Origin of the sequence: Enterobacter cloacae complex sp. P15RS, from assembly GCF_014895905.1 — a bacterium.
GTDB classification, from domain to species: Bacteria; Pseudomonadota; Gammaproteobacteria; order Enterobacterales; family Enterobacteriaceae; genus Enterobacter; species Enterobacter quasihormaechei.
In genome coordinates, this window is the sequence record NZ_JADBQL010000028.1 from 48771 (window position 1) to 61581 (window position 12811).

Genomic DNA, 12811 nt, shown 5'->3' on the forward strand with positions numbered 1-12811 from the left:
GACATTGTGGTTTTTGTCCTCTTATTCGTTATATCTCCCTGAAAACTACACCTGTGATGGTCGGGGCGGTTCGGAGTTTTTATGTCTTTTGATTCCCTTGGTCTGAACCCGGAAATTCTGCGCGCCATCGCAGAGCAGGGCTACGTTGAGCCAACCCCTATCCAGCAGCAGGCCATTCCGGCCGTGTTGCAGGGCCGTGACCTGATGGCCAGCGCGCAGACCGGTACCGGTAAGACTGCGGGCTTTACCCTGCCGCTGCTTGAGCTGCTGGTAAAAAACCAGCCGCACGGCAAAGGTCGTCGTCCGGTGCGCGCGCTGATCCTCACCCCAACCCGCGAGCTGGCAGCCCAGATTGGTGAGAACGTGCGTGAGTACAGCCGCTACCTCAATATTCGCTCGCTGGTGGTGTTCGGCGGGGTGAGCATTAACCCGCAGATGATGAAGCTGCGCGGCGGCGTGGACGTGCTGGTGGCAACGCCGGGTCGTCTGCTGGATCTGGAGCACCAGAACGCGGTGAAGCTCGACAGCATTGAAATCCTGGTGCTGGACGAAGCCGACCGCATGCTGGATATGGGCTTTATTCACGACATTCGCCGCGTGCTGGCCAAGCTGCCGGCGCGTCGCCAGAACCTGCTGTTCTCCGCGACCTTCTCCGATGAAATCAAGGCGCTGGCGGAAAAGCTGCTGCATAACCCACTGGAAGTGGAAGTGGCGCGCCGCAACACCGCCTCTGAGCAGGTGACGCAGCACGTGCACTTCGTTGATAAGAAGCGCAAGCGGGAGCTGCTCTCCCAGATGATCGGTCAGGGCAACTGGCAGCAGGTGCTGGTCTTTACCCGCACCAAGCACGGCGCCAACCACCTGGCGGAACAGCTGAATAAAGACGGCATCCGCAGCGCGGCGATCCACGGCAACAAGAGCCAGGGCGCGCGTACCCGCGCACTGGCGGACTTCAAATCTGGCGATATTCGCGTGCTGGTGGCGACCGACATCGCCGCCCGCGGTCTGGACATTGAAGAGCTGCCGCACGTGGTGAACTACGAGCTGCCAAACGTGCCGGAAGACTACGTACACCGTATCGGCCGTACCGGTCGCGCGGCGGCAACCGGTGAAGCGCTCTCTCTGGTTTGTGTGGATGAACACAAACTGCTGCGCGACATTGAACGCCTGCTGAAGAAAGAGATCCCGCGCATCGAAACCCCGGGATATGAAGTAGACCCGTCCATCAAAGCCGAGCCGATTCAGAACGGTCGTCAGGGCGGCGGTCGTGGTCAGGGCGGCGGCGGTCGTGGCCAGCAGCCGCGTCGTTCCGAAGGCGGCGCGCCAAAATCCGCGGGCAAACCGCCGCGTCGTAATAACGACGGCAAGCCGGCCGGTGAAAACCCGTGGCGCAGCGGTGAAGGCAAACCGGCAGGCGAGGGGCAGCGCCGACGCCGTCCGCGCAAGCCTGCTAACCCGCAGTAATCTGGAAGCCCGGTCGTAAAGCCGGGCTTTTCTTTTTGCGGCGGCGAAGAGAAAGTGCCACAATAGTGGCTGTTTATACAGTATTTCAGGTTTTTCAATGGCTTTAACCGCCGCGCTGAAAGCGCAAATAGGCGCCTGGTATAAGGCGCTACAGCAGCAGATCCCCGACTTTATCCCCCGAGTGCCGCAGCGGCAGATGATTGCCGACGTGGCAAAAACGCTCGCCGGGGACGACGGGCGACATCTGGCGATTGAAGCCCCGACCGGCGTCGGGAAAACCCTGTCGTATCTCATTCCCGGCATCGCCATCGCGCGGGAAGAAGACAAAACGCTGGTGGTCAGCACCGCGAACGTGGCCTTGCAGGATCAGATCTTCAGCAAAGATTTGCCGCTGCTGCGCAAAGTCATCCCCGATCTTCGCTTCACTGCCGCCTTTGGGCGCGGGCGGTATGTTTGCCCGCGCAATCTGGCGGCGCTGGCCAGCAGCGAGCCCTCGCAGCAGGATCTGCTCGCGTTTCTTGATGACGAGCTGACGCCGAATAACAAGGCGGAGCAGGAGCAGTGCGCAAAGCTGAAGGCCGATCTTGATGGTTACAAGTGGGACGGCCTGCGGGATCACACCAGCCAGGCGATCGGCGACGACCTGTGGCGCAGGCTCAGCACCGATAAAGCCAGCTGCCTGAACCGCAACTGTCACTACTACCGTGAGTGCCCATTCTTCGTCGCCCGACGTGAAATTCAGGAAGCGGAGGTGGTTGTCGCCAACCATGCGCTGGTCATGGCCGCGCTGGAGAGTGAGGCGGTGCTGCCGGAGCCGAAAAACCTGCTGCTGGTGCTTGATGAAGGCCACCATCTGCCCGACGTGGCGCGGGATGCGCTGGAGATGAGCGCGGAAATCACCGCCCCGTGGTTTCGACTTCAGCTGGATCTGTTCTGCAAGCTGGTGGCGACCTGCATGGAGCAGTTTCGCCCGAAAACCACGCCGCCGCTGGCGGTCCCGGAGCGGCTGAGCGAGCACTGCGAAGAGGTGTACGGCCTTATCTCCTCGCTCAATAACATCCTCAACCTCTATCTTCCCGCCGCCCAGGAAGCAGAACACCGCTTTGCGATGGGGGAGCTGCCGGAAGAGGTGATGGACATTTGCCAGCAGCTGGCGAAGCACCTCGAAAAGCTGCGCGGGCTGGCGGAGATGTTCTTAAACGATCTCAGCGAGAAAACCGGTAGCCATGACGTGGTGCGTCTGCACCGCATTCTGCTGCAAATGAACCGCGCGCTGGGCATGTTTGAAGCCCAGAGCAAGCTCTGGCGGCTGGCCTCCATGGCGCAGGCATCGGGCGCACCGGTCACCAAATGGGCCACCCGCGAGGTGCGGGACGGGCAGGCCCACCTGTTCTTCCACTGCGTGGGCATCCGCGTGGCCGATCAGCTGGAAAAGCTCATCTGGCGCAGCGTGCCGCACGTCGTGGTGACGTCGGCGACCCTGCGCTCCCTGAACAGTTTTTCACGGTTGCAGGAGATGAGCGGCCTGAAAGAGAAAGCGGGCGACCGCTTTGTGGCGCTGGACTCGCCGTTCAACCACTGCGAGCAGGGCAAGCTGGTCATTCCACGCATGCAGTACGAGCCGCTTATCGACAACGAAGAGCAGCATATTGCGGAGATGGCGGCCTACTTCCGCGAGCAGGTCGAGAGCAAAAAATACCCCGGCATGCTGGTGCTGTTTGCCAGCGGACGGGCGATGCAGCGCTTCCTTGAGCACGTCACCGACCTGCGTCTGCTTCTGCTGGTGCAGGGCGACCAGCCCCGTTACCGGCTGGTGGAAACCCATCGCAAGCGCATCGACAGCGGCGAGCGCAGCGTGCTGGTGGGGCTACAGTCGTTTGCTGAAGGGCTGGATTTGAAGGGAGATTACCTGACGCAGGTGCATATCCATAAAATCGCCTTCCCGCCCATCGACAGCCCGGTGGTGATCACCGAGGGCGAGTGGCTGAAAAGCCTCAACCGCTATCCGTTTGAGGTGCAAAGCCTCCCCGCCGCCTCGTTTAACCTGATCCAGCAGGTGGGGCGTCTGATTCGTAGTCACGGCTGCTGGGGGGAAGTGGTGATCTATGACAAGCGTCTGCTCACCAAAAGCTACGGTCAGCGGCTGCTGAACGCGCTGCCGATCTTCCCGATTGAGCAGCCGGAGGTGCCGGAGGTAAAAAAACGCCCGGCAAAACTGGCCGCCGGGCGCAGGAAAAGCATCCGTGCTAAGGGGCGCGGTCCTACTGGTAAGTGAAGGTCACCTGAATCACGCTGCTGAACGTGCCGGCGGTGACGGGCATGGACGTGGCGTAGTAGCGTGCGGACAGCGGGAACGTGGCCGTGTGGTCACTCGGGTTAATGGCGGCGTTAAAGGCGGCCTGCGGGGCAATCAGGATCTTGTCCTGACGGTCTGCCAGCTCCAGCGCCAGCCCTTTTGCGCTGCCGATATTGGCGAATTTCGTCGGGTGCACGCTGTCGGCCTGGCCGTAAAAATAGGCCGTGGCAAGCGCAAGCGTGGCCGGGCAGTGCGACACCGAGAGCGAAAAGTCTTTCCACTCGCCGGTATCCCCCACGTCTTTAAAACTGCCCGACACCGCCTGGCCTAAATCTACCGTCAGGTTGCGGCTGGCGCTGTCAATGATGCAGGTGTTGGCGTAAATATTCCCGTTCATCTGGATCTGGATATCGTCGGCGTGAGCCTGGGCGATCAGCCCCAGCGCCAGAATCGCAATACGCTTTTTCATGTCGGTCACTTATAGGCGAGGGTAATGGTGGCAACGGTGTTGGCAGGTCCTGGCGTAACGACATCGCTGACCTGCTCGTAACGAACCTCAAACGGGATCACCAGCGTTTCGTTGGCAATGGCCTCGCTTTGCGTGTTCACATAGGTATCAAAGGTGGCGATATGGTCATCAAATAGCATTCTCACCCCGACGCCGGTTGCCACGCCGGTCTGCTGTGTGAGCTTAAGCACCCCTTCGAACGCCGATTCATAGCCGTTGGCGCTGGTGACCTTAACCTCTGGCTGCACGGTGCTGTTGCAGTTCACCGTAACGTCAAAGTTTTGCGCCGGACTTGACAGCATCCCGACGCTGACAAAATCGCTCACCGGGAAATCGCCCAGGTTTACGGTCAGGTTTTTCGGCAGGACGGAGCAGGTCACGTTCTGAAGTTCAACGTTCCCGGCATAGGAAAGGGTGTTCGGATCGCTGATGCCTTCATGTTGATAAACGCCGATGCCAAACTTTGACTGCGCCTGAGAAAGCGAACCGGATTTCACCATATCGCTCGTTTTAACCAGTTCCAGCGTCACGTTAAAATTGAACGCCTCGCTGGAGTCCGTTGAGACAAACCCGAGCGGCGTGGCGGTGGAATTACAGTAAATACCTCCCGCGCCGGTAATTCGCTGACCTTTATCATTCATCAGCGCCACGCCAACGCCCTCAACGCCCGACTCATAAACGCCGGAGAGCCCCGGTATTTCGAGACCCGAGCCGTAGTAGCACGCCACAATCGGCAGCCCGTAGTCAGAAGGGTTATAGCAGTTACCCGCCACGTGAACGGTTTGTTCCGTACCCGGAATAGTGGCGCCCACGGGCAGGGTGCTGGAGACGGAGATGGCGGCGACGTTAATCTGCCGGGGCAAATCGGACGACGTACAGGTTGCCTTCGCGTGCGGCATAAATAACGCCGCGGTCCCGAGAACCAGTAAGAAAAAGCACTGTTTAATCATTTGCATAATCGTTAGCCTGAACGGTGGATCAGTGACACTGCGCGGCAGCGTTAATGATGCTGGTTTTCTCTATCTCATCCGTTAGCGCATAGTCAGCGATGCAGCGCTCGCTCGCGTCCTGTCCCCAGGAAACGGCGAGATGCCCCTGCTGCGGCAGACCTGAGAGATAGGTCTGGCCGTCATTACCGACGATAAATTCGCTGTCCTTATCCTCCGTGGTGACCGTCGCGCCGAACGGCAGCGGTTTGCCGTTGTGCGTGAGCGTCATCAGCACGCGGTTGCCCACGCGGGTGTTAAAGCTGGCGCGCACCACGGCCCCGCGGGTTGGAGTGACGATCTGCGCCGCGTGGGTGACGTCGGCGTCGTCCGGCAGCGTTTCGGTATCCAGCGCAATGGTGTTGTGGCGGTACGCGGTGACGAACGGCACGACGGTGTAGCCGCGGAAGTCGGTTTCAACGCCGGTCTGGTTAGTAATGTGCGTCCCGTGGGTGCCCGGCGCTTTCACCAGCGCGATGGTCTCACCGAGCGGCTGGCTCAGGGTTATCCCGTTTGCGTGGGCCACCACGCCGCCCTGTAGCCCGACGTTCACGCTCTGCTGATATTTATCCTGACTGACGCCGCCGCTCAGTTCGCCGTACGTTGCTTTGTAATCGGCGTTAAGGCTGGTGGAGTTACCGCTGCCAGTACTGCTCAGCCCTTCCTGAATATTCCAGTTCAGGTTGTCCTCTTTCAGGGCCGTACCGTTCAGACCGATGTTCTGCGTGGTGCCCTCTTTGGTGTTGTTCAGGTTGTAGGTGGCCCAGGTGTTATGCATCCAGCGATCCAGCGGAACCGAGACGCTCAGCGCGAACTGGTTATCGTTCGTCACCTCATTGCCGTCTTCGTCACTGTCGTTGGTGTTTTTGTTCATGCTGTAGCTGAGGCTGTAGCTCACGCCGTGCCAGCTGTTGTTGTAGCTGACGCTCACGGAGGTCATGTTCTGGCTCTGACTCCAGTAGGTCTCTTTCACCAGGCTCAGGGTCAGGGACCCCCAGCCTTCTGGCAGCGTCTGGTCAACGGTGGCTTCGGTGCGGGCGCGGCGCTGCTGCGGTGCAGACCAGTCGTCAGCGCGGGTATAGGACTCCATGGTGTCTTCCAGGGTGTAAAACCCTTTGCTGTTATAGCGATAGCCGGCCAGCGAGAAGTTAGTGCCCGAGCGGACGATATCTTTGCTGTAGCGCACGCGCCACGACTGGCCTTTGCTGGCCTGCTGTTTTTTCAGCAGGGCTTTGGCGCGGGTGACGTCAATGGAGAAGGCGCCTAAATCGCCCATGTTTTTCCCGACGCCGACCGCCTGAGACTGATAATGGCTGCTCTGCTGCACGCCACCGTAGGCGGTAACACCGTAGGGTAAACCGTAGATGGCGCTGCCCTGAGCAAACGGGGTCTTTTCCACGTCTTTGTCATAAGAACGATAGCGCCCGGCGGTCACGCTGTAGCGCAGGTTTTTCTCACGTTGCAATACCGGCACGGAGGCAAACGGCACCACGAAATGGCTTTCGCTGCCGTCGGTCTCTTTCACGGTCACCTGGAGGTCGCCGCTGCTTCCGGTGGGGTAAAGATCGTTAATTTCGAACGCGCCCGGCGCGACCGTGTTTTGATAAATGACGTAGCCATTCTGGCGAACCACCACCAGCGCGTTGCTGTGGGCGGTGCCGCGAATAATGGGCGCATAGCCTTTCTCGCTGTCCGGCAGCATGTCGTTGTCGGATTTCAGCTCCACGCCGGTGTAGGGCACGCTGTCAAAAACATCGGCAGGCGATGAGCTCTGGCCGACGGTGACGTCGCTTTTCATCGCCACAATATCGCGCTGCGCGTAGGTATAAACGGAGGTGAATTTCTGTTCCTCCACATTGCCCGTAGTGCTGCGATTCCAGGTGGAATAGTTGCGAACGCGCCATGCGCCAACGTTCAAACCCGGACGCAGGTTAACGTACTGGCTGCTGTTATCCTGCTCGCCGCGCTGGCGCGCACGGCTGTGGCTGGCATTTGCGCTGTAGTTAAGCAGGCCCGCAGTGATGCCTTCGTCAAATTCTTTTGGGTCAATGTAACCGCGAGGCACCTGGCCCAGCGCCGTTTGAGGGATGCTCAGCAGCAGCTGCTGGTTGCGAACGCGAAAGGTTGCGGATGCCGCAGGGATGACGCGTAAATTGGCGCACTGGCCTTTGGCCATCAGCTGCGGAAATTTTTTGGTCTTGATACCGAGGCTTTTTAAATCGTCCAGGCTAAAACAAGGTTGCAGCGTGCCGTTGCCCTGCGGATCTTTCTCAAGCGTAAAGGTCACGTTGCGGGTATCAATTTTATTATTATTGATAAACACCGCGACCTCATATTTTCCCGGCGCCTGGCCGGGCCCTTTTTCATAAACGGACAGATCGGTTTTTCCCTGCTGGGGATTATCAATATCCAGCAGGGCCGGGTTAAAATAATCATCAGCCATTACCTGCTGGGCAAAGATCGCCATTGCCAGGCCACAAAGAATGACCAGCAATGATGAAATTCGGCAGGTGAACGGCTTTTTATCGCTGTACATGATTATTTTATTACCGGGAAAGTGTTAATGAACGGATTTCGAGAACGTATGGCTGATGCTGCCGTAATCAGTAATAATGGAATACGTCACGTTCGAGCCCCCGACATTACCTGGTAAGGCAAAATGCGTTTCCGTTTTCGGAACGGCCCAGGTCGCTTTCGTGACTTTCTGACCATTCAGCGTGACGGTCTGGAAATTCATATAGAAGGGCGTAGGGTTATTCACCACCAGGTCGTTGCCTTCGCGATGCCATTCAAGTTTATCGGCCACATCTTCCGGTCGGCCTTTTACCGCAGACGGGCGATACAGCAGTTTAATGCGGGTGTTGATTGCAATTTGCAGCGTATTCACGCCCTCAACGTGCTTTGAGGAAGGGATCGCTTTAATGTTCAACCAGTACAGGGATTCCCTGTCTTCCGGTAAATTTCCGCCCGTACGCACCACGCGCAGAACGTTATCTTCCTGCGCATCCAGACGGAAAAGCGGCGGGGTGATCAGGAACGGGGCTTTGGCCTGGTTTTTACCGCCGGAATCGACCCAGGACTGCACCAGATAATCCGTCGCATCTGGATTTGAAAGACCAAGAGAAGATTCCTTCTTATCTCCCTGATAGACCAGCCGGGTGCCATTAATAATGACGCCTGCATGTGCAGTGGCGGCTACCAGTAAAAGCGTGCTCAGTAAATAACCGTGGCGCATAAAGATTTCTCAATTAATAGAGGAGAGAGTAATGCTCGCAAAAGCATTACTCTCTCCGGATTGATAAGATCAGTTATAAATAACGGTGAAGGTCGATACAGAGTTAGCGGGGCCTGCGGTAATGGCCGCGCCGGTTTGAATATAACGCGCGCCGAATTCCAGATCGTTAACAGCCGTACCGGAGGTTAATTGATACTGCTGCGACGGCGTATACAGGCTGACCGGCTGCTCTGACGCATCCACCAGCTGAATCGCCACGCCCGTCGCCGCATCGGTATCTGGCGTTAAGGCAAGCGTTGAATTGTTATTCGCATCCGGCTTACCGCCGAAATTAATCGCAGCGGAGGTGACCGTGTCAGGGCAATTCGTTAACTTAATATCAAACCGCGTTAAGGTGCTGGTAGAGCCTGCACCGGTAAATACCGTTTTAGACACTTTACCCAACTGCACATTTAATGGATTACTTAATCCATTCACGACCTGACAAGCCGAATCGATAATTTCACCGGTGAAGTTTATTTGCCCTTCACCGTTTGTTGCCGCAAACGTGGATGCAGAACATCCCACCGCTGCGGCGATGATTAAACCTAAAGCAACCTTGTTCATAGCAAATCCTGATATGTTTCTGGCGAGAACGTTGCCTGGACGTTTCACCGTTGACCCTTAATAACTTTCCGTGGGTCATTTAATCAAAAAATGTATGGTTATGAATTAGCCATAGAAATCACAAATAATTGAAAAAAAGGTTGTGTTTATTTTTTATCATCAAAACAGAAGGTTGCCTTGCCTGATAAAAAACTAACGGCCAGCCAGTCATCAGGGCTATATTGTTAACAAGATGATGCAGTCAGGAGAAATGTCGTGGATTACCGCAAAATTATCAAAGAGGTAGGGCGTGGAAAAAACCACGCTCGCGATCTGGACCAGGAAACAGCCCGTGCGTTGTACACGCACATGCTGAATGGCGATGTGCCGGAACTGGAAATGGGCGGCATACTGATTGCGCTGCGTATTAAAGGGGAAGGTGAGGCGGAGATGCGCGGCTTTTATGAGGCCATGCAGTCGCAGACAATGCGCTTAACCCCGCCCGTCACGAAGCCGATGCCGATTGTGATCCCGACCTATAACGGTGCGCGTAAACAGGCAAACCTCACGCCGCTGCTGGCTATTCTGTTGCAGAAGCTCGGTTTCCCGGTGGTGGTCCATGGCGTGAGCGAAGATCCGACGCGCGTGCTGACAGAAACCATTCTTGAGCTGTTAGGCATCGAACCGACCCTCCATGCAGGTCAGGCGCAGGCAAAGCTGGAAGGGAACCAGCCGGTCTATATCCCCGTGAGTGCGCTCTGCCCGCCGCTGGAAAAGCAGCTGGACATGCGCTGGCGCATGGGCGTACGTAACAGCGCTCACACGCTGGCAAAGCTGGTGACGCCGTTTGCCGAAGACGCCGCGCTTCGTCTTTCCAGCGTCTCCCATCCGGAGTACGTGACGCGCGTCGGGCAATTCTTTGCCGAAATCGGTGGGCGGGCGCTGCTGATGCATGGAACCGAAGGGGAGGTTTACGCCAATCCCCAGCGTTGTCCGCAGATGATGCTCATTGAGCCTGCCGGGACCCGCGTTGTGCTTGAACGTGGGGAAGAAAGCAGCGATGTCATTCTGCCTGAATCGAAAGATCCGCAGGTTACCGCGCACTGGATCGTGCAGTGTCTGGCCGGAAAGGTGCCGGTTCCGCAGTCGATCCGGCTGCAAATGGCCTGCTGCCTGCTGGCTACGGGAGAAGTGGAGACGGTAGAAGCCGGAATGCAGCGCGTGGCGCAGTCCTTTTAAATAAAAAAAAGCCCGTCCAGTGGCGGACGGGCAAACAAAGGGTAACAACAACAGGGTCAATGAGGGTTGGAGCATCTCACCAGAGGGAGGGTGAGGGTGGAGCAAAATTCGTTCGATTATTTGTAGATAACCGCAGTACCGCTCAGTTTGTTATTACCGTTAGCGGAGGTAATGGTGTATCCACTTGCGCCGGCAGCCGCTGCTTTCTCAGCCAGTTTTGCTTCCAGACCGTCCAGCGTGGTTGCGCCTTCTGCACTCACCACACCGATTTTATTCAGATTCTGTGCCTGAGTAGCAGAGACAGGCTCTACAGCGAAAGCGCCGAAAGAGAGGGCGGACAGGGCAACAGCAGCAACAGCATATTTGATCGTTTTCATGGCTAAATTCTCGCAGGTTATTCTGTTAAGGGGACGATGTTCCGTCGATGTGATAAGTATCACGCTTTTTTGCGAGAGATAAAATCGAAGAGAATTGACGTGGTTGCTCAAAAAATTTGAATGACAAATAACTTATTGATTATTAATAAATTCAGAGGCACGATTTACACTTCTTGCTGAAGCGCTTTACAGAACGGATGACAAGGGCACGTTTTGCTACGCGCTTCGCTAAAAGTCGTGAGCGTAAAGGAAGCGGCAAGTGGGGTTAGCTTCGGTAAAGGAAAGTCAACGTAACTGGCTGTCTTTCGATCCTCTGCGATTATATCCTGAATGTGAAGCGTTTTTTGAATCTTTCTCCTGCTGGCAGGCGATGCAAAGCCGTACACCGGGAATGGCTTTACGCCGTGCCTCGGGAATGGGTTCCCCGCACTCTTCGCATTCCGTCAAACTTTCGCCGCGCGGAATTTCGCCACGAGCACGCGCGACCGCATCTTCAATGGTACTGTTGATCTGTTCGTTAACGGCGTCGTCATTCGCCCAACCGGAAGCCATACTGTTCCCCTGAGTGGTTAAAGCCATATTATCAATATGGGGTTAAAAAACGCACAGTCAAGGCGCAGAGAAAGAGAACTGCATCCGCAGGGCGGATACAGTCCGAAGAAGGTGGGTTATTTATAGATAGTCGCGGTGCCGTACATATGGTTATCGCCACCGGCGGCATTTACCACGAAGCCTTTAGCCCCTTCCTGACGGGCTTTTTCGGCCAGCTTGTCCTGAAGGTCATCAAGGTTGCTGGCCCGGCTGACGGAGACAGTCCCGGCAGCGCGTAGCTGGCCGGTGTCGGTGCTGTCGGTCAGAGGCTGAACGGACCAGGCAGAGAACGATGCGCCTGCCAGCGCACTCGCAATAATAAAGGTCAGATACGTTTTCATCTTCACATCCTCAGGGAAACAACAGGTGATTCCTTTTTAGTTTAGAAGCCTGACGAGTGTGATTTAACGCAAAAATTTGATGATGATCTGCGTGTTTTTTGAACGATAAATACTGACAATTTGCTGACAGATCATAGACATACAGGTGGCTGAATTTTGTCGTTTTTTTGTGCGACTCAGAGAAATATTTACCCCCGCGCCGTCACAGGGTATCTTACGCGGCTGTTTAAAGGAGAATGCCATGACTTCCCAAAAGCCGGGATTGCACCCGCGTAACCGCCACCGTAGCCGCTACGACATGAAAGCCCTGTGCCAGAGCTGCCCTGAGTTGCAGGATTTTATCGTTCAGACCCCAGCCGGTGAACCGTCGGTCAACTTCGCCGATCCGCTGGCGGTTAAAACGCTGAACAAAGCGCTGCTGGCCCATTTTTATGGCGTTACACACTGGGACATCCCTGAAGGCTTTCTCTGCCCGCCAGTGCCGGGGCGTGCGGATTACGTCCACCACCTTGCCGATCTGCTGGCGGAAGACCACGATGGCGTAGTGCCGAAACAGGCTACCGTTCTTGATATCGGTACCGGCGCGAACCTGATTTATCCCCTGATAGGCGCGCATGAGTACCAGTGGCGATTTACCGGCAGCGAGATCGGTAACGAAGCGTTCGCCAGCGCGCAGGCCATTATTAACGCTAACCCGGGGTTAAGCCGAGCCGTTCGCCTGCGTCGTCAGAAGGATGCGGCCGCTATTTTCAACGGCATTATTCACAAGAACGAAAATTATGATGCCACCCTGTGCAACCCGCCGTTCCACGACTCCGCCGCCTCTGCACGGGCGGGGAGCGAACGCAAGCGGCGTAACCTGGGTCAGGCTGAAGATGGCGCGCTGAACTTTGGCGGCCAGCAGCAGGAGCTGTGGTGCGAGGGCGGGGAAGTGGCATTCATTCTGCGCATGATTGCCGAGAGTAAAGGCTTCGGTCGCCAGGTGAAATGGTTTACCACGCTGGTCTCCCGTGGCGATAACCTGCCGCCGCTGTACCGTGCGCTCACCGACGTCGGTGCGGTGAAGGTCGTCAAAAAAGAGATGGCGCAGGGCCAGAAGCAGAGCCGCTTTATCGCCTGGACCTTTATGGACGATAACAAACGCCGCAAATAGCACCCCATCGTAGGCCGGGTAAGGAGAAGCCGCCAC

Annotated in this window: 12 protein-coding genes; 4 read left to right on the top strand and 8 right to left on the bottom strand. The window is 56.7% G+C overall.

What is annotated here, in order from left to right; genetic code table 11:
• The first annotated feature begins 81 nt into the window (after window positions 1-81).
• On the top strand, window positions 82-1464 hold the full coding sequence (gene rhlE, locus IM267_RS17340; protein ID WP_193033899.1) for an ATP-dependent RNA helicase RhlE: 1383 nt from the start codon (window positions 82-84) through the stop codon (window positions 1462-1464).
• A gap of 97 nt (window positions 1465-1561) precedes the next feature.
• Window positions 1562-3739, top strand: a complete 2178-nt coding sequence (dinG, locus tag IM267_RS17345; protein WP_193033900.1) for an ATP-dependent DNA helicase DinG — start codon at window positions 1562-1564, stop codon at window positions 3737-3739.
• On the opposite strand, the gene IM267_RS17350 is transcribed toward dinG, so the two are convergent.
• From IM267_RS17350 to IM267_RS17370, 5 genes are all read right to left on the bottom strand, one after another.
• Window positions 3726-4229: a fimbrial protein gene (locus tag IM267_RS17350; RefSeq protein WP_112792568.1), complete on the bottom strand. Its 504-nt coding sequence runs from the start codon at window positions 4227-4229 to the stop codon at window positions 3726-3728. The two genes, dinG and IM267_RS17350, sit on opposite strands and share 14 nt — an antisense overlap.
• 5 nt (window positions 4230-4234) lie before the next feature.
• A complete protein-coding gene (locus IM267_RS17355) occupies window positions 4235-5224 on the bottom strand; it encodes a fimbrial protein (RefSeq protein ID WP_193033901.1) in 990 nt (329 codons plus the stop codon).
• Between the two features lie 22 nt (window positions 5225-5246).
• The gene (locus IM267_RS17360; RefSeq protein ID WP_193033902.1) at window positions 5247-7790 is read right to left on the bottom strand and encodes a fimbria/pilus outer membrane usher protein; all 2544 of its coding nucleotides are present in this window, start codon (window positions 7788-7790) and stop codon (window positions 5247-5249) included.
• 24 nt (window positions 7791-7814) lie between these two features.
• On the bottom strand, window positions 7815-8489 hold the full coding sequence (locus IM267_RS17365; RefSeq protein WP_193033903.1) for a molecular chaperone: 675 nt from the start codon (window positions 8487-8489) through the stop codon (window positions 7815-7817).
• Window positions 8490-8558: 69 nt separating this feature from the next.
• Entirely contained in the window at window positions 8559-9095 is a 537-nt protein-coding gene (locus IM267_RS17370; RefSeq protein WP_063449285.1) for a fimbrial protein, read from the bottom strand.
• Between the two features lie 255 nt (window positions 9096-9350).
• On the opposite strand from IM267_RS17370, the gene ybiB reads away from it, so the two are divergent.
• Window positions 9351-10313, top strand: a complete 963-nt coding sequence (gene ybiB, locus IM267_RS17375; protein ID WP_107534975.1) for a DNA-binding protein YbiB — start codon at window positions 9351-9353, stop codon at window positions 10311-10313.
• A 116-nt stretch (window positions 10314-10429) separates the two neighbouring features.
• Here ybiB and ybiJ read toward each other — a convergent pair whose 3' ends face one another.
• The 3 genes from ybiJ to mcbA form a co-directional block, all read right to left on the bottom strand.
• Complete coding sequence (gene ybiJ, locus IM267_RS17380) at window positions 10430-10690, bottom strand: DUF1471 family protein YbiJ (RefSeq protein ID WP_063866171.1); 261 nt, start codon at window positions 10688-10690, stop codon at window positions 10430-10432.
• Window positions 10691-10975: 285 nt separating this feature from the next.
• Entirely contained in the window at window positions 10976-11242 is a 267-nt protein-coding gene (locus IM267_RS17385; protein WP_063449282.1) for a DksA/TraR family C4-type zinc finger protein, read from the bottom strand.
• A 116-nt stretch (window positions 11243-11358) separates the two neighbouring features.
• Window positions 11359-11622: a DUF1471 family periplasmic protein McbA gene (gene mcbA, locus IM267_RS17390; protein ID WP_193033904.1), complete on the bottom strand. Its 264-nt coding sequence runs from the start codon at window positions 11620-11622 to the stop codon at window positions 11359-11361.
• A 241-nt stretch (window positions 11623-11863) separates the two neighbouring features.
• Between mcbA and rlmF the strand changes: the two genes are divergently transcribed.
• Window positions 11864-12775, top strand: a complete 912-nt coding sequence (gene rlmF, locus IM267_RS17395) for a 23S rRNA (adenine(1618)-N(6))-methyltransferase RlmF (RefSeq protein ID WP_063866173.1) — start codon at window positions 11864-11866, stop codon at window positions 12773-12775.
• Window positions 12776-12811: the final 36 nt, after the last annotated feature.